Origin of the sequence: Vibrio rotiferianus CAIM 577 = LMG 21460 (genome assembly GCF_002741985.1) — a bacterium.
Lineage (GTDB): Bacteria > Pseudomonadota > Gammaproteobacteria > Enterobacterales > Vibrionaceae > Vibrio > Vibrio rotiferianus.
The window spans coordinates 42416-61597 of sequence record NZ_APHW01000014.1 but is presented as its reverse complement, the minus strand read 5'-3'; the positions used below and the strand labels follow the sequence as shown (position 1 = coordinate 61597).

Annotated in this window: 19 protein-coding genes and 1 pseudogene; 10 read left to right on the top strand and 10 right to left on the bottom strand. The window is 43.5% G+C overall.

Going from position 1 to position 19182, the window contains the following annotated elements:
* The first annotated feature begins 181 nt into the window (after positions 1–181).
* Positions 182–1123, top strand: a complete 942-nt coding sequence (metA, locus tag B853_RS06540) for a homoserine O-acetyltransferase MetA (RefSeq protein WP_038886974.1) — start codon at positions 182–184, stop codon at positions 1121–1123.
* 419 nt (positions 1124–1542) lie between these two features.
* Positions 1543–2259, top strand: a complete 717-nt coding sequence (pilW, locus tag B853_RS06530; RefSeq protein ID WP_038886973.1) for a type IV pilus biogenesis/stability protein PilW — start codon at positions 1543–1545, stop codon at positions 2257–2259.
* Here pilW and B853_RS06525 read toward each other — a convergent pair.
* Positions 2251–2484, bottom strand: coding sequence for a hypothetical protein (locus B853_RS06525; protein WP_038886971.1), 234 nt, complete (start codon positions 2482–2484; stop codon positions 2251–2253). The two genes, pilW and B853_RS06525, sit on opposite strands and share 9 nt — an antisense overlap.
* Positions 2485–2823: 339 nt before the next feature.
* Between B853_RS06525 and B853_RS06520 the strand changes: the two genes are divergently transcribed.
* Positions 2824–4404, top strand: coding sequence for a S41 family peptidase (locus B853_RS06520; protein WP_038886970.1), 1581 nt, complete (start codon positions 2824–2826; stop codon positions 4402–4404).
* Positions 4388–4795, top strand: coding sequence for a hypothetical protein (locus tag B853_RS06515; protein WP_038886968.1), 408 nt, complete (start codon positions 4388–4390; stop codon positions 4793–4795). The genes B853_RS06520 and B853_RS06515 overlap by 17 nt, the downstream gene beginning before the upstream one ends.
* A gap of 53 nt (positions 4796–4848) precedes the next feature.
* Here B853_RS06515 and rlmF read toward each other — a convergent pair whose 3' ends face one another.
* From rlmF to B853_RS06480, 7 genes are all read right to left on the bottom strand, one after another.
* Entirely contained in the window at positions 4849–5976 is a 1128-nt protein-coding gene (rlmF, locus tag B853_RS06510) for a 23S rRNA (adenine(1618)-N(6))-methyltransferase RlmF (RefSeq protein WP_038886967.1), read from the bottom strand.
* Positions 5963–6478: a M48 metallopeptidase family protein gene (locus B853_RS06505; RefSeq protein ID WP_010448743.1), complete on the bottom strand. Its 516-nt coding sequence runs from the start codon at positions 6476–6478 to the stop codon at positions 5963–5965. Before B853_RS06505 ends, rlmF begins: the two co-directional genes overlap by 14 nt.
* A 126-nt stretch (positions 6479–6604) precedes the next feature.
* Entirely contained in the window at positions 6605–7255 is a 651-nt protein-coding gene (locus tag B853_RS06500) for a LicD family protein (RefSeq protein ID WP_249027408.1), read from the bottom strand.
* Positions 7256–7422: 167 nt separating this feature from the next.
* Positions 7423–8457, bottom strand: coding sequence for an NAD-dependent epimerase/dehydratase family protein (locus B853_RS06495; protein WP_038886963.1), 1035 nt, complete (start codon positions 8455–8457; stop codon positions 7423–7425).
* A gap of 4 nt (positions 8458–8461) precedes the next feature.
* A complete protein-coding gene (locus tag B853_RS06490) occupies positions 8462–9178 on the bottom strand; it encodes an IspD/TarI family cytidylyltransferase (protein WP_010448737.1) in 717 nt (238 codons plus the stop codon).
* 9 nt (positions 9179–9187) lie between these two features.
* Positions 9188–10327 (bottom strand): polysaccharide pyruvyl transferase family protein, encoded by a 1140-nt coding sequence (locus B853_RS06485; RefSeq protein WP_038886961.1) that lies wholly within the window; start codon positions 10325–10327, stop codon positions 9188–9190.
* Between the two features lie 4 nt (positions 10328–10331).
* A complete protein-coding gene (locus B853_RS06480; protein ID WP_038886960.1) occupies positions 10332–11822 on the bottom strand; it encodes an MATE family efflux transporter in 1491 nt (496 codons plus the stop codon).
* Positions 11823–12125: 303 nt separating this feature from the next.
* Here B853_RS06480 and B853_RS06475 point away from each other — a divergent pair, with 303 nt between their 5' ends.
* The 3 genes and pseudogenes from B853_RS06475 (at position 12126) to B853_RS26795 (ending at position 14688) form a co-directional block, all read left to right on the top strand.
* Positions 12126–12356, top strand: a complete 231-nt coding sequence (locus B853_RS06475) for a glutaredoxin family protein (RefSeq protein WP_010448734.1) — start codon at positions 12126–12128, stop codon at positions 12354–12356.
* Positions 12357–12585: 229 nt separating this feature from the next.
* Positions 12586–13692: an HlyD family secretion protein gene (locus tag B853_RS06470; RefSeq protein WP_038886958.1), complete on the top strand. Its 1107-nt coding sequence runs from the start codon at positions 12586–12588 to the stop codon at positions 13690–13692.
* A pseudogene (locus tag B853_RS26795) lies at positions 13682–14688 on the top strand (DUF2955 domain-containing protein). Before B853_RS06470 ends, B853_RS26795 begins: the two are co-directional and overlap by 11 nt.
* Positions 14689–14840: 152 nt before the next feature.
* On the opposite strand, the gene B853_RS06460 reads toward B853_RS26795, so the two are convergent.
* Positions 14841–15710, bottom strand: a complete 870-nt coding sequence (locus B853_RS06460; RefSeq protein ID WP_038886955.1) for a LysR family transcriptional regulator — start codon at positions 15708–15710, stop codon at positions 14841–14843.
* 112 nt (positions 15711–15822) lie between these two features.
* Between B853_RS06460 and B853_RS06455 the strand changes: the two genes are divergently transcribed.
* From B853_RS06455 to B853_RS06445, 3 genes are all read left to right on the top strand, one after another.
* Complete coding sequence (locus B853_RS06455) at positions 15823–17034, top strand: MFS transporter (protein ID WP_038886953.1); 1212 nt, start codon at positions 15823–15825, stop codon at positions 17032–17034.
* A gap of 82 nt (positions 17035–17116) precedes the next feature.
* Positions 17117–17698, top strand: a complete 582-nt coding sequence (locus tag B853_RS06450; RefSeq protein ID WP_005427978.1) for a DUF1415 domain-containing protein — start codon at positions 17117–17119, stop codon at positions 17696–17698.
* A 108-nt stretch (positions 17699–17806) separates the two neighbouring features.
* Entirely contained in the window at positions 17807–18382 is a 576-nt protein-coding gene (locus tag B853_RS06445; RefSeq protein ID WP_038886952.1) for a nucleoside triphosphate pyrophosphohydrolase family protein, read from the top strand.
* Positions 18383–18480: 98 nt separating this feature from the next.
* Here B853_RS06445 and B853_RS06440 read toward each other — a convergent pair whose 3' ends face one another.
* Entirely contained in the window at positions 18481–19080 is a 600-nt protein-coding gene (locus B853_RS06440; RefSeq protein WP_249027400.1) for a class I SAM-dependent methyltransferase, read from the bottom strand.
* Between the last annotated feature and the right edge of the window lie 102 nt (positions 19081–19182).

The following is a 19182-nucleotide window of genomic DNA, read 5'->3' as shown; positions in this document are numbered from 1 at the left end:
GTTATAGGGTTTTCGCTAAACTAAAAAGCAACCACAGATCGCACAACTACATTGCATATTGGAAGATGCCATACTCGACGACGCCAATAAAAATCTTTCAATCTCACATTCTGTATCGACATATGGCCTGATTTAAGTTAGCTTTAGATGTATAGACGTCTAGAAGCTTAGGGAGAAAGCTGTGCCAATACGAATTCCAGATCAATTACCCGCGTCAGATATTCTTAGAACAGAGAACATCTTTGTGATGAATGAGACACGTGCCGCTAGTCAGGAAATCCGCCCTCTGCGCGTTCTCATACTGAACTTAATGCCCAAAAAAATCGAAACAGAAACCCAGTTCCTGCGATTACTTTCAAACAGCCCACTGCAAGTAGATGTCGAACTATTACGTATTGACGATAGGCCGAGTAAAAATACACCAACAGAGCACTTAGATACCTTTTATCGTCAGTTCGAAATGGTTAAGAACCGAAATTTCGATGGTTTGATCATCACAGGCGCGCCATTAGGTCTAGTGCAATTCGAAGATGTTATTTACTGGGATCACCTCAAGACCATAATGAATTGGGCAAAGGAACATGTAACATCAACTCTATTTGTGTGCTGGGCTGCCCAAGCAGGGTTAAAACTACTTTATGATTTGCCGAAGAAAACTCGTAAAGAGAAGCTTTCCGGGGTTTATCATCACGACATTCATCACCTATACCATCCAATATTACGAGGATTTGATGACTCGTTTCTTGCTCCTCATTCTCGGTACGCCGATTTCTCTCCTGAGTATCTCAATGAGCACACCGATCTAGATATCCTCGCTACATCAGATGTGGCTGGTGTTTATCTTGCTGCAACGAAAGATAAGCGCAATGTGTTTGTAACTGGCCACCCCGAATATGACTCGCATACATTACACAATGAGTACATCCGCGATTTGGGAGAAGGTATGGAGCCAGCAATACCGGTAAATTATTACCCTAATAACAACCCGGACAACCCACCACGAGCGAGCTGGCGCAGCCACGGCCATCTGTTGTTTTCAAATTGGCTAAACTACTGCGTATACCAACAAACACCATACGATTTAGACCATTTCAGCGAGTCTGCATTTACTAAAGATGATTGAGAATACTAGGGTCTGTTGCTCTTTCGCGGTTAAATTTTGTTCGAGGTAAAATCGTTTTAGGCGAGGCAAGAAGTGCGTAGCCTAGTCATTCTAAGCAAATACTTCTTAACAAAGCATGAAACGATTTTAGTCGGGGGCGCCTAGCCGAACCCTCTGGGCAGCGTTTGTTGGCCATTTCTACCTCGTTATCGACTTCTCATGTAGGCTAACTACACATTAAAGTCTCTGCCTTGTATAAATACCCAACAATTCGCTGCAAAAATCAGCTCGAAAGAGCAACAGGCCCTATTTAAATAGCCGGCTAAATCCGGCTATTTCATCGTTATTTGCAAACCTTGTCGCATTGTAATTTGGCGCTATTAGTCATTTCCACGTGAACTCATATCATGCCTTTACTCAATGGTAATTAGGTGATGTAGATGAGCTTAAAGAATTCACTTTCAATTTGTGCGCTGGTGATGTTAAACGGCTGTGTAACCGTCAATGAAGGAGAGCCCACCCAGAAAGCAGATCCCATCGCCATGGCTGAGTCTCGCATTGCGCTGGGTCTAGGGTACCTCGAAAATGGAAACATGATTCGTGCACACGATAATTTGCAACAAGCGCTTTCTCACGCACCTCAATATTACCGAACCCAGCTCTCTATGGCGCACTATTACGAAACAGTAGGTGAAGTCGATAAAGCAGAAAGTATGTATAAACGCTCACTTCGCCAGCATACTAAGAACGGAAACGTATTGAACAATTATGGGACATTTCTGTGTAAACAAGGGAAATACGAACAAGCCGATAAAATGTTCACTCGGGCGATCGAGCAGCCATACTACTATCTGATTCCCGCCAGCTACGAAAATGCCGCTTTCTGTGCTCTTAAGTCTCAACAACCAAAGCGAGCAAAATATTACTTTGAAAGAGCCATCGATCATGACCCTCATCGACCAAAATCCATCCTACAACTGGCAAAATTGGAAATTGACGATGGAGAGTACACGGACGCCCGTATTCGACTCATGCGTTTTCATCAGACCTACGGGTTAAAGAAAACCTCATTACAACTCATGGTGGAACTAGAGCGAGCCGCTGGCAATGACGCTCTGAAAGAGAAATATCAGCAGAAACTAGATAACTTATCTTAACTTGTTGGTATTTTTTCTTGGGTAGCGGCGGCGTAGTTGCTCACGCTGCTGCTTGGTCAGTTTCCGCAAGCGTCTCACTTTGGTTCTTTTTTGAATGCTTAGGTACTCTAAATAAACAATACGTATGAAAGCAATGAGCCCGATGACAAGCAGTATCGTAAACACGGTCATGAATGGCTGACATAACCAATCTGGTTGGCATGGGACAAAAAATTCAAACTCCATAACGCCCTCCCTTATCAGTGTTAGTAACACTCGTCATAGACTGATTAGATCATTGACCTCTCAATCATATCCCTAAACTCCCACTTTGAACTTGCTCCAGAGCATATCTTTTGAGCAAACTCGTCGAGAATACCGCTTACGCCTATTACTTAAAGATAATTAGTCGCTCCTAATGTCTGAATATCAATACCTTACTCCAACCTTTATGCATACCATGTCACACAATCAAAATATAAACTTGCGCAAAAACTGGATAAATTTATACATTCATCAACCCTAGAAAAGAAAAATCAACATAAACAACAATTATAACTACATAATTTATAAGGAAATAATTTCATGCAGTTTAAGTATTCATTGATAACGGCAGTGACCCTTGCATTACTTCAAGGTTGTGGAGGTGGCGATTCATCTTCTAACACCAATACGACGACCAATTCCGTTTGGAAGGCAGGAGATTTTAGTCAGTCTTCTAGCGACTTCGCGAATAAATGCGAAAATCCGCGAACAGGTTTAGACCCGTATGCAGGAAACACAGCATACCCAGACCAAGCCGGTTCCTCTTTACAAGAAAAGATGTTCTTACGTGCATTTACCAATGAAACTTATCTTTGGTATGACGAAGTACCAGATAACAATCCAAGTAACTACCGCACAGTGGTTGATTATTTCAACACCTTAGTGACACCTGAAGTGACACAAACTGGCAAGCCGAAAGATCGTTTCCATTTCACGGTACCTTATGAAGAGGACATGAAATCATCACAGTCTGGCCTTGTTGCTGGGTTTGGATTCAATTGGTCCTTCATTCGAGGCACTCAGCCAAGAGATGTCAGAATCTCTTACACTGAGGATGCTTCACCCGCTTCGCTAAATGGCATCGCTCGTGGTGATAAACTAATTGCGATTAATTCCATTGATGTTGTCAATACTGGTAGCCAGTCCGACATAGACTTTATTAATGCGACCTTATTCAATCCGAACCTGAACCAAGACTATACTTTTACGTTTGAGAGTGTCAGCGGACAAACTAAAACCGTCACATTAACTGCTACAGATGTTGTGACATCCCCAGTCCGCAATGCGAAAGTCATTAACTATAATGGCAAAAAAGTCGGTTACCTTCAGTACAACTCATTTGAACCTAGTGCGCAGACCCCACTGATCAATGCGTTTATTAAACTATCAGAAGCGCAAGTTGATGAGGTCGTTGTTGACCTCCGTTACAACGGTGGTGGCTTGGTACTACAGTCATCTCAAGTCGGTTACATGCTCAGTGGCGCAGGCCAAAACCGCGTATTTAGCGAGCTCATTCACAATGATAAAGTCATGAAGAACACACAAGCAGGTGCAAACACTTACAAGTTCACCAACGTCGCTATTGACTGGGCAGCAGGTCGTTACTCTGATGAACCTCTGCCTACACTGTCAGCCACTAAAGTCTATGTATTAACCTCTGGCGGAACGGCCTCTTCGAGTGAGTTACTGATAAACGCACTGCGTGGGATAGATGTAGACGTCATTCAAATCGGTTCAACCACGACGGGTAAGCCATATGGGTTCGCACCTGAGCAAAATTGTGGCACAAACTACTATACGATCCAGTTTAAATCAGCGAATGAGAAAGGCTTTGGAGATTTCGCAGATGGATTCATCCCAACCTCTAAAAACATGGCAAACAGTACGCTTGGTTTAGATAACAAGGTGGAAGGTTGCTTGGTTGGGGATGATCTCTCTAAACCACTTGGTGACACGTCGGAAGGCATGCTTGCGGCTGCGTTAAACTACATGGACACTGGTGTATGCCCGCAAGTTTCACCAGTAAGCTTCAACTCAATGCCATTAGATTCGTCTTCACCAGCAATCATGGACTTGCGTTCTCCTTTGAAAACAGAGGCGATTCATGTTGATATCCAATAACTTCCCAAGCAAAGGCCTTACACTTGCATTAGTACTAGGTTCATCACTCGCGGTAACCGGATGCCAAGCAGTTGCTGACTCTCCTATCGAAGCACTAAGTGTAAATACAACACCCCAAGCTGTTATCGAAGTGCAGAGTGCGATCGCAGAAATTCAAAACACACCGGCCCCTAGAGTTGCAGGAAATGTCTTTGAAACGTCACCTCACTTACTGATAGAGAAAGGGAGAGTGAAAGGCAAAGACAACTTGCTACTTGACGGTAGCTACACGGATTTGCCTGATCAATACACATTGCAAGTCCGAGGCGACAGCTGTGGTTTGTACTATGCGAAGCTGGATGTATTCGTTCCCTTAGAATCTATTGATTGTATCCCTTATACAACGCCATAAAGAAAAGCCCGCTGATATTCTCAGCGGGCTTTTAACTTTTCTTATTGTTTGAACTACTTCAATGCAATCCACTCTTTTCTTTGCTGCTTATCCATATAAGACCAAGCCATAAAACGACTGATCTTTTGGCCTTGACTCATTTCAACCACTCTAATCGCTTTAACGCCCAGCTTCTCTAATTGTTTTCGCATCGGTCGAACGTTGTCTTTCTTTGAGATTAAGGTAGTAAACCAAAGAACCTGTGCACTGAAAGCTTGGCTTTCATTCGCCATTTTACGAATGAAGGCAGCTTCTCCACCTTCACACCAAAGCTCGGCATTTTGCCCACCAAAGTTAAGCGCTGGTTTATTCGCTTTTCCTTGATTGGCTTGAACCTTCACACCCTTCTTACGTTGGTTAGCTTTTAAGTTATCAAGCTTACGCTGGCTACCCATCGCAGCTTCTTCTGCTGAGCGGTGAAATGGAGGGTTACAGGTAGTAACATCATAACGATCGTTCGGCTGGATGATACCACGATAAATATTCGACTCATCGCCTTGCTGCACCAGTCCAATCTTCCCGTTTAATGATGCGTTACGAGTGACGATTGCTTGAGCTGATTCAATCGACTTTGGATCAACATCGCTACCTGTATAGTGCCAACCATATTGGGTTACACCTACAATTGGATAAATGCAGTTTGCACCAACACCGACATCAAGCGCTCGCACATTTTGGTGCAGATATTTTCCTTTGGCTTCACCATCGAGCAATTCTGCAACACGATGGACATAGTCAGCGCGTCCTGGGATCGGCGGACACAAGTAAGTATCAGGAATGTCCCAAAACTCTATATCGTAGTACGCCGCTAACAATGCTTTGTTTAGCATCTTGACCGCTTTTGGATCGGAGAAGTTAATTGAGTCTTCCCCTTTCGGGTTCTTGATTACAAATGGTTTGAGCTGAGGTTCGGCTATCACCAGTTTTTTAAAATCGTAGCGGCCGTTATGAGCATTACGCTCATGCAGACCACTCTTGGCGATTTTAATAAACTCGACATCACTCTTTTTTGCCGAAGCATTTACTTTCGCTGCGGGTTTGTTTTTCACTCGCTTTGACTTAACCTTAGTTGCATCTTTGCCCGTTTTCTGGGGCGTCGTTTTCGGCTGAGCTTGTTTCGCGTTGTGATTATTGTTCTTCATTCGAATCCGCTTTTAAATCGAGGTACATCATAAACAGACGAGCATCAAATTCGAGCTGGTGATACTCCGGCTCCATGTAGCAGCACAGTTGATAAAATGCTTTATCATGATTTTTCTCACGAGTATGAGCCAACTCATGCACCACCAGCATACGTAATAGTGCTTCTGGTGCATCTTTAAACACGTTTGCAATGCGAATTTCATTCTTCGATTTCAGTTTACCACCGTGGTTGCGGCTAATCACACTGTGCAACCCAAGTGCGTTGTTCACCACATGAATTTTCTTATCGTAAATGACTTTACTGATTGGCGCCGCCTTCTTCATGTAGCGGTTCTTGATCGCTATTGCGTACTCATAAAGCGCCTTCTCACTTTTGATTTGGTGTCTATCTGGGTAGCGTTTTTCGAACCAAGGTACCAGCTTGCCACTGTCTACCAGTGAGCTAACTTGCTCAACGATGTTCTGAGGGTAACCTTGAATGTATCGAAGTGAAGGATGCATGCGTGTTAGGTCTGCTATAAAAAAGAAAAGAATTCTATCTTGTCTCAAACAGTAATGCACCTTGAAGATCAGAATGACTAGCCCAGTGACCTATGCGTACACAAATAAACACCAGGCTATTTATCACTACATCGGTAGCAAGTGTTCTTGAATATAGCCGACATTATCGTGATTCTCACGATCTTGTTTTTTAGGCATTTGCATATAGTCTCCATAGATCATCGATAAATAATCTTCGTAGCGCACAATGCTTTGGTAATGCCGATCTTCAAACTCAACGGTCGTGTATTCATGATACAGAGAGGCTTCACACAACTCCTTAGACAAATAGCTACTTCCGATACTGACTGCGAAACCAGATTGCCTCACCAATCGGTGTGAGCACAAACTCTCAATAGCACGCAAAAACCAATGTGTTGGAATTACCCGAACTAATTTCTGAGACAAGCGAAGCACCCTCTCAGCGAGTGGGTTAGATCGTTTCTTTCTTGAACGCTGTACCCTAGGAAAGAGATTCAACACTTTCATCAAAGAGAAGCGAAACTTCGCCGTTGCTTGGTTTTTTCCTAAACTATCTATTGGGAATATATCAATGTTTATCCCTACGCCCTTAATGCGCCCATTAGAGATCTCTGAGCCATTAAGCGATAACTTACTAAACAAAAAAGGATAAGGGTTTGGCTCCGAATTTAGGTTAAAAAAGGTAAAGTCTGGATTCTCGCGTGTAAAATTGTCGAGTAAATATTCGTAGTCATCCCGAGGCATCATGATGTCTATATCATCGTCCCAAGGTATGTAACCTTTATGTCGAATAGCTCCAAGAAGTGAGCCCCCCCCGCCAACGAGTAGTCAAGTTGATGCTGTTTGCAAAAATCATGCACCTTATCAAGTATCGACATCTGGACACTGCGGAGCTGCTCGAAAGTTAGTTGTTTCAAATTGATTTACCTATAGTATGAAATCGTCTTCTGCAAGCCATCGTTTAACGCAACATGTGGCCGCCATTGCAATGCTTCTAGCTTGTTGGTAGATAGCTTCGTTCTCTTGTATTGGCAATACGCGCTGTCAGTGGCGATCTCATGGACTACAGAGTGTTTATCTCCACTAAGCTTGGTTAGCAATGTTGAAAGCTGAAGAATCGATACCTCATCGTTCTCATTGGCAATGTTGTAAGCCGTGTTCTTTTCTCCCTTTAGCATCACTAGTAACAGAGCAGAAACGGCATCGGTGACATAGCAAAATGAACGAATCGCACTGCCATCACTTTTTAATACAATAGGCTTATCGTTAACCACATCCCCAAGCAAATCTGACATTACTCTGCCATCATTGAGAAACATGCCAGGCCCATAAGAATGAGCAATGCGAACCGAATTAAACGTTAATCCATACTGGACGGCATAACTCTGGAGCATTGTCTCCGCAAGGCGCTTGCTTTCTGGGTAGCACGATCTTGCATCAAGAGGGTCGAAGTGACCAAAATCCGTCTCTTCTATGTATTCAACGTCCAATACCTCTCCATAGACTTCACGGGTGGAAAGAAACAAGAAGTTGCTTACGTGCATGTCTTTGACAAGCTCCAATAGATTTGAAGTGCCTTGAACATTTGCTTTGATGATACCCACAGGATCGTTTTTTATATGGTATGGGCTTGCACTACTCGCCGCATGGATCACAAAGTCTATGTGGCCTTGATAGTCTAGTGGCTCACAAACGTCCTGATAGAAACAAGTAAACTCATTTGCGGTTTCACCAAAGGTGTCCATCACTCGCTGCTTATTTCGAGCCAAGATTAAGATATTGATATTTAAATTGTCGACTTTATTTAAGTAAACCAAAAAGCGAACAACACAGGCTGCCAGCATGCCAGTTGCCCCAGTAATTAATACCGTTTTATCTCTAAGCACGTCCCAATCAGATAATGCAGTATAAATATCTTTATTATCGTCAGTTAAGATACTTTGCTTCTGTTCAATCATAACATTAACCAAACACCTGTAAGTTTTCTTGAGTATCAATGATCGCTTTAAATATAAAGAAATCGATTGGAGACGTTATTTTAATATTTTCAGATATGCCGGATACCAAGCGTACATCGTGTCCGTATGTGGTCATCAGTGAGCAAGAATCGATTGCGTCAATATAACCTTCTTCCCTCGCCTGCCTATGTACTTGAAGAATGTCCTTTAAATAGAAACTTTGTGGCGCTTTTGCTAAGCGTGATAAAGAGCGGTCATGAACATTCTGAACAACATCATCATTATCAACCAAGACAAATGTTTCTACTGGTGGACACGTCGTGATGGCACTGCCATGGCTTTTCACCGCCTCAATATTACGATTGATGATGTCATCATTAATCAGAGGTCTCACTCCATCATGTATTAATACAACGGAGTTATGGTCAAATTCTTCTTCTATTTTACACAACCCATTAAATATGGATTCTTGGCCACTTTCACCGCCCGGAATAATAAATTTCACTTTTTGAATATCAAACTTGAAAAGTAACTTCCTTAAATAGTCAATCCATGGTTCGACGCAAACAACAACAATGGCATCAATGTTTGGGTTCTCTTCAAATTTTTCCAATGTATAAACAATGACCGGCTTATTATATAGCTCTAAAAACTGCTTGGGTTTGGTACTATTTTGCATACGGGTTCCCACACCACCAGCAAAAATCAATGCAACATTCATAATTCGCTCCTAAATCATAGATATCATTTTGTTGATGCTAGCGTTCACAGTCTGTCTATATTGTTCATAGCGTTTAGGCTCATAACCCTCCTCAACAGACTGCATCAAACGGTCGACAATCGACTTGGCATCAAATTGCTCGTAGGTAAAAAATCGATCTGGGTAACCAATACAATCACCAAACATCTTGACTTTGTTATTCCATACCAACCCAGCCACAGGTACTTTGAGTGAGTATGAAATAATGCATGCATGTAACCTAGCAGCAACCGTACATTTAAACGTGGCGATCAGCTCCACCAGTTCTTGAGGAGTTTGAGGTTCGATAATGTGAAGGGGCTTACCCATATAATTTTCTAAGTCAATGAGAATATCGACATCGCTTTTTAGCCCATTGGTAAATAGTTGATACTCTTGTCCTCTCGATTCCAGTTCAGAAAGCAAAGACGCGTAGAAAGCAATCACTTGCTCCCTATTAAAGTCAAGACCATTGTCTTTGAATATTTTTGAACGAACCAAGCCGACGCCAACTCGATCAGTCGAGTTTTTCTTTACACCATAAACTTCCGAACTAAACACTGCAGAATCAGCAACTTGTGCAGTTTCAATATGGTCTGTCTCAATGTATCCGTCATTCAATACGTTCAAGTCATCTCGGGTGGTGATCATTTTGACAGATGGGTTGTTTAAACTCGCTTTTAGCAAACGGCACTTATAATCAGCTTGATCATATCCTTCAACACCAACTGCATTAAAAAATATCGGGCATGGCTTAACTTGAACAGTATCAACGAGTGCTGAAATATGAGCCCAACAATCTTGATACTTATATTTGATCATGCCACCACCGGCGAAAACAATGGCCGCTGCATCATCAAACTTATTTTTATAATCACGTTTGTAGCAGCCAATTTTGTAATTAAAGGAAGAACGTGGTGATAGTTTGCTAAGGATTTTGTTTATCGATTTTCTCTTAATTTTTTTTGCACTATTAAACTCATTGGAATAATTAAGGTTAAATCGTTCAACAACAAGTTGTTCTTCAAGGGCATTTTTCCTAATTAGATACTCTGCACTATCGGCAATTACTTGGTCACCGAGGTTGGTATCATGTGTATACCCAACCATAACCAACTTCTTTGGAGTCATATCCTTATACCTTTAATCGAATTAAATTTTTTTCTTCTGTGCTTAGCACAAGCCAATATGTCAGCCCTACAATCATGCCAAATGAAATGAATCCGGATGAGATAACGCGAAGATAGCTAGGCTCATAGCTACTAGTGAATGCGAATAGCACTAAGCAAGTGGGTGTGAGAACTTGTAGTGCTTTAGTCAAAACATAAAATACATATCGTTTGATGGACAGCCCCGCTTTCTTGCGCAAAAAGCCAAATCTCATCAAGCAAGAAACCACTTCCATTACGATAGAAACAACGATTACCGAGTAAGCGGGATAACCTAACGTCAATACTGCATAAGCAAAAGGAATCGTCAGCAGTAATACCGAACCAATGGTTGATTGGTACGCCTTAACATCGCCAATAGCCTGAATCGCCGTTTGAAGACCAATTGTCGTCAGGTTGACCAAAGACAAGATTAAAAACAGCTTCACAAAAGGCACGGCTTCTTGCGGATACTCTCCTAACCATAGTGACAATATAAACTTGGCTTCGAAGTAGATAGGAAGAGCGATTACTGAATAAAGCAACAAACTAAACCGACTTGCTTGCATTGAAAGGTTGAGCATCTCTGAACGTTGGCCATTACTTTCAGCCTTGACGATTTTAGGGTTGATCGCCTTCATTATGTTGATACTAAATTCTTTCAACTTCCCATTAACTTGCATCGCAATGGCATAAACCGCATTAATAGTCACCCCAAAGAAATTATTGAGGACAATAGCAAGCCCCTGAACTCTGGCAACACCGCATACCGCTCCAAACGAGTTCCAACTAGTAAATCCAACCATTTCTTTCAGCAGCGCAACGTCGAGCGTTGAGCTCCATAAAACACACTCGCGATAACGAGCTGTACAGTACAGGGCTTTAACCAAAAGCATTAAAAATGAAACAGAAACAAACAATACCCCGAGCGCGGTCAGTGGGTTGTCAACGAATCCAATAATAAAAGCGGAAGCTAGTTTTAAAACTGATTCAACCACGCTAAGAAACGCATCAACCCCCAGGTCTTCATAGGCGTTGATTTGCGCGTTAAATGGTACGGAGAGAACAGAGGCAAATACGCCAATAACCATCACTTGGTACAAGCTGTGTGAAGACACAAGCAGCCCTGCTGGTACATTGATAAGTGAATTGAATACGAAGTCTTGCGCTATCCACAAAACGGAAGCGATTAATAAGGCAACAAATAAGTGAAGATGCTTGGTTGTCGAAAATACTCTTTTTCTCTCTGACAAGACCTTAGTGCAATAATAGGAAAGGTAGCGCTGACTTGAAGTGGTCATCGCGCCATTTAGGAACATCATTAACGCCAACACACCAGCGATTAGATTGAATACACCGTAACCTTCGACACCTAACTCTTGCAGAAGTATGCGAACCATATACAGGTTAACTATCGTTGTGATCAGCATTTTCATTATCTGAAAAAGCGTATTTTTCGCGACCCGCTTCCCTGACATGTTTCCCAAACCTTAAATAATCATCCATGCACTAATTGAACCCTTCGCAAAAGGTTCAGAAATTCGCCATATCAGTGAAATAAATGGCAAACGGATACTAAATAATGCGCGAAATGAGTTCTATTGTTTGAGTGAGCAAAGCGCTGCTTTGGTACTTTTTCCCCACCGCCAGTAGAATTACGGTATGAAAGATTAATGAGCGATTAGGGGTAATCGTCATTCTTTTCTTCACTAAGACAACAACTAGCGGGATAGAAACGGTTATAGTAGACTTCGGCTCCCACGATAATGGAGAGAAACTGAATGAAACGTGTCGTTCTTTACATCAAAGACAAATGCCCTCACTGCAAAGATGCTCAGCGTTATCTCGATTCAAAAAACATTAATTACCGTTTGTGCAACGCCAAAATGCAACGCGGACGTAAAGAGCTCGACGCGCTAGGAGCGCGATCAGTTCCCGTTCTGAAGATTGGTGACCGTGTAATGATTGGTTGGAATCCTAAGAACTTTGAAAAGATGTACAACAGCAACTAATTCAGATTTTTAAGAGCTTTTCTAGTAGAAGCTCTTTGCCACCTCCCCTTTCTTTCTGTAGCCCCGCTCTCTCCATCAAAATTTCTCGTTGTCGCATAATGGCAATTTCTAGTATTTACTAGGGTGTATTTTGTCTCTCAACTAAACAGCTTTGAGTTTGATAACGGCCTAAATCTCAAGCCGATAAAGAACTCAGCCATTGCCTGTCCCATTATTTGTGAGCTCGAATATGTCAGATACAGCAAAAGAAAACCCAACCGCCCAAGAACCGAAGAAAGTAAATAAGGTAAAACGCACCACAAATGCGCTGCTCGCATTAACCCTTGTATCGATTGGGACGGCTATCATCTCTGACCGGATCATTCCAACAACCGACAATGTGCGTGTGGAAGGCAACGTAGTTTCACTTATCCCCCAAGTTTCAGGGCAAGTCGAGAGTATCAGTATCAAGCCAAATTCAGAGGTGAAGAAAGGTGATGTGCTACTTAAGATCAACACCCTCGATTACCAAATCGCGGTCAAACAGGCTGAAGCAGAGCTCAAGATAGCAGGACAAAATGTCGGCTCACAAATGGCCGGAGTCATGTCAGCGCAAGCTCAACTTACGACCGCTCTCGTCGCGCAAGAAAATGCTAAACGCCAGGGGCAGCGCATACTGGCAATGGCGGAAAAAGGGGTAGTATCAAAGTCAGATGCCGACACCACTCGAGCAACGATTGATCGAGCCAACGCTGATGTAGAAAATGCTAGAGCAAACCTTGAGAAAGCCAAACTTCAAGTCGGTGCTACTGGTGAAGAAAATGCGCAAATTCAATCCGCCTTACTTGAACTTCAACAAGCGCAACTGAACTTATCTCGTACCACGATGCGTGCCCCCTCTGATGGCGCTGTCACCAATTTCAATTTGTCACAGGGAGCATATGCATCCGCGGGTGCGCCACTAATGACGTTTGTAGAAAACGATGGATTATGGCTTGAGGCATTCTTTCGTGAAAACAGCTTAGGTAACATCCATGCTGGTGACAAAGTTGAAATCGCACTTGATTACGCCCCAGGTCGAACTTTCAGTGGTACGGTATCTTCGGTGGATTTAGGTGTTGCATGGGAGGCGAACAACCAACCAGGCACCTTGGCAACGGTTAAGAACCAGAATGGTTGGCTACGCGATACACAACGCATGCCTGTGACCATAAAACTTGATGATGAACAAGCCATCGACCTAATGCGCATCGGTGGCCAAGCTGACGTCGTGGTTTATACCGGAAACAACACACTGTTTAACTTCCTTGGCAAGGTGTGGATTAATCTAGTGAGTGTTTTTTCTTATGTACGCTAACATCACTCAAACGCAAGAGAGACGCATCCTACGCTACATTGTCACTGTGGGGTGTGCCGCTTTCATTGCCCTATGGTTCAACTGGCCATTGGCATTCTGTACTCCACTGCTGACGGCTAAGTTCATCGTCGATAAGCCGCAATTCCATGTTCTGCATGTAAAACAACTTGGCTATGCGCTGATTTCAACCGCAGTGATTGGTTTTTTGGTCTCAACGGGATTACCGGAATATAAAATCGCTTTCCTTACCGTGTTCTCATTGGGCATGCTGTGGGGCTACTATCTATTCACTGACCCCAAATGGGTAATGTTCGCAACATTCTTGATGATAGCTCTGATTCTTATCCCGTCAGTAACCATCATTGACCAACAAGCAGCGTTAGATGTGGGCGTCGGCTTCGCCTTTTCTGGCATTGTTGCTGTGGCTCTTTACGGCCTCTCACACGTCTATTTCCCCGAACAGGAGGAACATACATTTGAGGGCTTCCCCCCCCTTCTCCATTGAGTAAAGAAGCACGCTGGAATGCTGCCACCCGAGCGTGGATGATGTCATTCCCTTTGGTGTGTTTATACTTCTATTTTCAATTATCACAAATACTGCTGACCGTTGCCTTTGTCATGTTGCTATCTCTAATGGCGACAAGTGACAAAGCAGGTAAAACATCAATGTTTTTCGTCGCTAGCAACATGCTCGGCGGTCTTCTTGCCTTTACCGCTTTTGTAACGATTTCACTTGTACCAAATCTGTATATTTATATGCTTGTCACTATGGTGGTCATCGCATTACTTGGCACCAAAATTTATACTGACCCAGCTAAAGCGCCCATATACGCTACTGCGTTTACAGGCTTTATGGTGCTGATGGGAACTTCCATGAGTAACGGAGCTCTAGATGATAAGTTCTACGTACGGATATTGCAGCTGCTGTTCGTCGTTGCCTACATGGTATTCATGACGTACTTTTTCGAATCTCGTGGAAAGCTAAAAGCGCACTAGCCAAAGAGTCTTATTACAGTGGATCTTTGTCAGATGTTTTCTCTATTGTCAAAGTGCAGAACAGTAAAAAGCTTACCAAAAAACTCCGATAGTAGATTCTGGTTCACGTTCTTTCCCCACTGGGTGACAACAACGCAAGTCAGTGTTTTCCATCAAACATACCGCTTAATAAAGTCGATAAAAGTTCGGTCGGCGATGGACAAATAGCCTTGCTTTCGCCAAGCGAGTGCAAGGTCGAGCTTAACGCTCGGTTCAAATGGGATACCCACCACTCCCTGCTCATGTTGTGTCACCAATTCAAGAAGCGCAGTAATAGCAAATTCTTGTTTGACGATACTCAGAATAAGCGGCAACAAGTTAGTTTCGAATGAAGACTTCATTGTAAAGCCATGCTCTTCGCTGACGTTGTCTAAGAATTCTCGGTGGAAGTAGCCATGTTGGAACATCACCAAGTCATGCTCAAAAAACTGATCAAACGTGATGGCGTTATGGTGAGCTAAGTCATGTTCCGGAGCCACGACGGCGACCATTTGGCTAGTAAACAGATGATCCGTTTCTAAGTCGTCTGGTACATCGTCACAGCTAATCACGCCAATATCGAGCTGGCCATTAAGTAACATTCTACGAATAGACTGTGTCCCCGCCTCCACCAGCGTCAGCTTTAACTCTGGGTACTGACTTTTAAACGCCATGACAATTCGAGGGAAGAAATAGCTGCCCATCATTGAAGGCGTACCAAGGCGCACTTCCCCTTTGGCTAAACCTTTGAGCTCATCAATCGCTAGCTGCGCATCGTGTAGTTGCTGGATCACTCGTTTAGCGTGAACCAACAGTGTTTCCCCTTCTTTGGTTAAGCTGATTTTCTTCTCTTCTCGGCGAAACAACGTCACGCCAAGAGACTGTTCGAACTTCTTAATCGAAATACTTAACGCTGGCTGAGCAATGTGCAAAGCCTTAGCTGCATGAGTAATGTTGCCGTGTTCCGCGACCGCCAAGAAGTGTTTGAGTTGCTTCGATTCCATTAGATCAAAAATATATACCAACCATATTTTTAATATATTTTTTCAATCCAGAACTAACTGATAGATTGATCACAGTTTCTTTATATTTGCTCGCTCACATTAGGCAGGACTCATGGTCAGTTTCGGCACTCCGGAATACAAACGCATTACGCTATCTCTGGCGCTAGGCTCGTTTTTGGTTTTCTCAAACCTTTATCTCCTTCAGCCGATGCTGCCAAGCTTTGCGGTGCACTTTCAGATCTCGGAAACTCAAGTCAACTGGTTATTCGCTGCCACCACACTGGCTCTCTCCTTTAGCTTGGTTCCGATGGCTGTGCTCTCCGAATCGATTGGGCGCAAACCTGTAATGATGTTTGGTCTGTTTTCGATCCCTGCTATCTCCGCATTAATGCTTCTTGGCGATTCGTTTTTGTTCTTAGTGGTTTGTCGCGCTTTGATCGGTATTGCGCTTGCTGCGTTTGCTGCTGTTGCCGTTGCTTATATGGCGGAAGAGCTAGATAAACACGCATTTTCAATGGCGATCGGTACTTATATCGCAGCCAATTCATTGGGAGGGATCGCTGGACGTATCAGCGGAGGTTTGTTGGCAGACAACTTCAGCATCGACGTTGCAATCGAAGTCATGATGCTAGTAACCCTTATCGGCGTGGTCAGCGTGCACTACTTGCTGCCAAAGCAGAAAAACTTCACCCCTTCTTCAAGCAGTTTAAGGCACCACAACAAAGCTATTATCGGACACTTCAAAAATCAACGTGTGTGGTTCGCAATGCTGATTGGCGGTTTGAACTTTGCATTGTTCGTAAACCTCTATTCAGTAATGGGGTTCCGCTTGGTCAGTGCGCCACATAATGTGCCTGTCGGGTTAGCTTCTCTCATATTTGTTTGCTACCTAGGTGGTACGTTTTCTTCCCGTTGCGCCGGACATTGGAGTAAACGCTTTTCACCGATACTTGGCATGTTTTTAGGCTCTATCGTCAGTATGGCTGGCATGTGGATCGCAGTAATTGAAAGCATACCTGCAATGTTGACAGGTTTGTTATTGATCAGCTTCGGCGCGTTCTTCACTCACACACTTGCTTACGGCTGGGTTGGACAAAACGCGACACAAGCAAAAGCGACGGCGACCGCATTGTATCTCGTGCATTACTACATTGGCGGCAGTTTAGGTGGATTCCTATTGCTCTATTGCTGGCAAAACGGCGGTTGGTCGAGCGTACTCATCGGCGGCAGTGCACTGTACATTGCCATGTTCGCTGCTATCGCATTCTTAAAACGCATCACAGAGCGAATCGACGCTGGCGATAACGCAGACATAACGGCTTAATGAAGCGTTAAACCTTATTGGTTTTATGTTGTGGCGCCGGTCTGCTATGCTTGCGCCACATTCATAAAAGCAAGAAAGTCGTATGCCAACGCGCTCAACACAAGAATCATCAAACACCGATATCAATGCGATCACAGAGCAAGTCGATCAATGGCTCAATGATGTCGTGATCGGGTTAAATCTTTGCCCGTTCGCCGCTAAGCCACAGCGCAATAAACAAATCAAAATCTTCGTGAGTGAAGCCTCGCAAGAAGAAGCACTACTTGAAGACATTTTGCTGCAGCTGATCGAACTGAGTAATACCGAGCCAGAAAAACTGGAGACAACCTTGGTTGTGGTTCCAAACATGCTGCAAGATTTCTGGGATTACAACTTCTTCATTGATTGGGTTGAAGGCTTGATCAAACAGCAAGATTGGGAAGGCATTTTCCAAGTTGCCACCTTCCATCCTGATTACTGCTTTGGAGGTGCGGAACCAGAAGATGATGAAAACCTGACAAATCGCTCTCCTTACCCAGTGTTTCATTTGATCCGTGAAGAGAGCATGGAAAAGGTACTTAAGCACTACCCTGATCCCGAGTCCATTCCAGATACCAATATCGCACGTGTCTCAGCGCTTTCAGAGGAAGAACGTAAGAAGCTCTTCCCTTACCTATTCCGCTAAAACTCACTCCCCAAGAGACAGAATTCTGACCAGTTAGAATGGGATCGCTTGGGGATTAAAGTTCGGTTTGATATGATTGCGACTTCAATCGATTCAATGGACATTAGAATGCAACTGTCAAAGCTAACCCAAGAGATTTTTGATCACCTATACCGTGACATCACCGAGTTCCGTAGCACTTTCGACCTACCAGTGGCGGATGTTGCAAGCCTAGATGCACAAGCAGACACGCTACACACTTCTCTGGCGATCGAAGAGCTTACTGAACTAGCGGAAGCGGATTGCAAAACAGAGCAAGCAGACGCAATCATTGACAGCGTTTACGTTCTAATGGGTCGTCTAGTACACCTTGGTGACAGCAAAGTTGAAGATAACCTAGCGATCAGCTACCTGATCGATCTACTGCTTAACGTAGCGGTGAACCGTGGTATCGACTTTATCCCTTGCTGGGACGAAGTGCACTCAAGCAACATGAGCAAAGTGTGTCGCAACGAACAAGAATACGCAGAAACAGAAGCGTTCTACGCTGAACAAGGCATCAAGCTGATGGCGGTTCAAAAAGGCGAATACATCATTGCGAAATGCGCAGAAGATTTTGTATCTGAAGGCAAAACGGTACGTAAAGGCAAGGTCCTAAAATCAGTTTACTACCGCCCTGCAGACCTTAAGCCACTTACACGGTAAGTCGTCGATTAGGCACTACAGATAAAATTCAGCGCCCACAATACTCGATATTGTGGGCGCTTTTTTATTCCGAGCTTTATTGGACGACTTTCGAGAATTCAAGCTTTCACAGCATACACCGTAATATGGTTTGACGCATTTCGTTCATATACCTCTACATTACGAACTTCAAAGCCAGCTTCTTCAAGTTCAGAAACGAGGTTTTCTTTTGATGGAATACAGCGATAAGTGTACCCATCTTTGTACGTGTGATGACTGTTGCCATCTTTCGAGCACAAACTGCTCACGAAAAACACCCCATTTTCAGACAACAAGCGATACACATGATTGAGAAATGTGGTTCGGTCATTCCCGATAATACAGTGTAGGCAGTTACCATCGATGACAACATCATAACGTTCAGTAAGTTCCAATGATGCTGCAGTTAAGTCAGCGACAACATACTCCCCAGCTATATCAGCTAATTGTGCTTTTTCCCTTGCCCATGCTATTGCTGTTTCTGAGATATCGACACCAGTCACCTCAAAACCATGTAGATAAAATGCCCTGCAGTGATGTCCTTCTCCGCAACCTAACTCAAGCAATCTTCCTCGTGTTGGACACCCTTCCGGCGCGAGAAAACGTTCCACCAAAATCGGCTTAGACATTCTTTCATTCACCACCCCAGCCTTCCCACCCGGCTTGGCGCGCTTGAACATACATTTCTTCATGAACTAGATAGTTGGTTTTCATATCCTTTCTGCTATCACTCCCTGATAAAGCTCTACTCATCCAAATTGAATCTGCATGTTGCATCCCCA

Excerpts from the sequence above, each read along its gene's own strand:
- pilW (WP_038886973.1), top strand. The coding sequence starts at position 1,543 with ATGAGCTTAAAGAATTCACTTTCAATTTGTGCGCTGGTGATGTTAAAC.
- B853_RS06525 (WP_038886971.1), bottom strand. The coding sequence starts at position 2,484 with ATGGAGTTTGAATTTTTTGTCCCATGCCAACCAGATTGGTTATGTCAG.
- B853_RS06520 (WP_038886970.1), top strand. The coding sequence starts at position 2,824 with ATGCAGTTTAAGTATTCATTGATAACGGCAGTGACCCTTGCATTACTT.
- B853_RS06515 (WP_038886968.1), top strand. The coding sequence starts at position 4,388 with ATGTTGATATCCAATAACTTCCCAAGCAAAGGCCTTACACTTGCATTA.
- rlmF (WP_038886967.1), bottom strand. The coding sequence starts at position 5,976 with ATGAAGAACAATAATCACAACGCGAAACAAGCTCAGCCGAAAACGACG.
- B853_RS06505 (WP_010448743.1), bottom strand. The coding sequence starts at position 6,478 with ATGCATCCTTCACTTCGATACATTCAAGGTTACCCTCAGAACATCGTT.
- B853_RS06495 (WP_038886963.1), bottom strand. The coding sequence starts at position 8,457 with ATGATTGAACAGAAGCAAAGTATCTTAACTGACGATAATAAAGATATT.
- B853_RS06490 (WP_010448737.1), bottom strand. The coding sequence starts at position 9,178 with ATGAATGTTGCATTGATTTTTGCTGGTGGTGTGGGAACCCGTATGCAA.
- B853_RS06485 (WP_038886961.1), bottom strand. The coding sequence starts at position 10,327 with ATGACTCCAAAGAAGTTGGTTATGGTTGGGTATACACATGATACCAAC.
- B853_RS06480 (WP_038886960.1), bottom strand. The coding sequence starts at position 11,822 with ATGTCAGGGAAGCGGGTCGCGAAAAATACGCTTTTTCAGATAATGAAA.
- B853_RS06475 (WP_010448734.1), top strand. The coding sequence starts at position 12,126 with ATGAAACGTGTCGTTCTTTACATCAAAGACAAATGCCCTCACTGCAAA.
- B853_RS06470 (WP_038886958.1), top strand. The coding sequence starts at position 12,586 with ATGTCAGATACAGCAAAAGAAAACCCAACCGCCCAAGAACCGAAGAAA.
- B853_RS06460 (WP_038886955.1), bottom strand. The coding sequence starts at position 15,710 with ATGGAATCGAAGCAACTCAAACACTTCTTGGCGGTCGCGGAACACGGC.
- B853_RS06455 (WP_038886953.1), top strand. The coding sequence starts at position 15,823 with ATGGTCAGTTTCGGCACTCCGGAATACAAACGCATTACGCTATCTCTG.
- B853_RS06450 (WP_005427978.1), top strand. The coding sequence starts at position 17,117 with ATGCCAACGCGCTCAACACAAGAATCATCAAACACCGATATCAATGCG.
- B853_RS06445 (WP_038886952.1), top strand. The coding sequence starts at position 17,807 with ATGCAACTGTCAAAGCTAACCCAAGAGATTTTTGATCACCTATACCGT.
- B853_RS06440 (WP_249027400.1), bottom strand. The coding sequence starts at position 19,080 with ATGTTCAAGCGCGCCAAGCCGGGTGGGAAGGCTGGGGTGGTGAATGAA.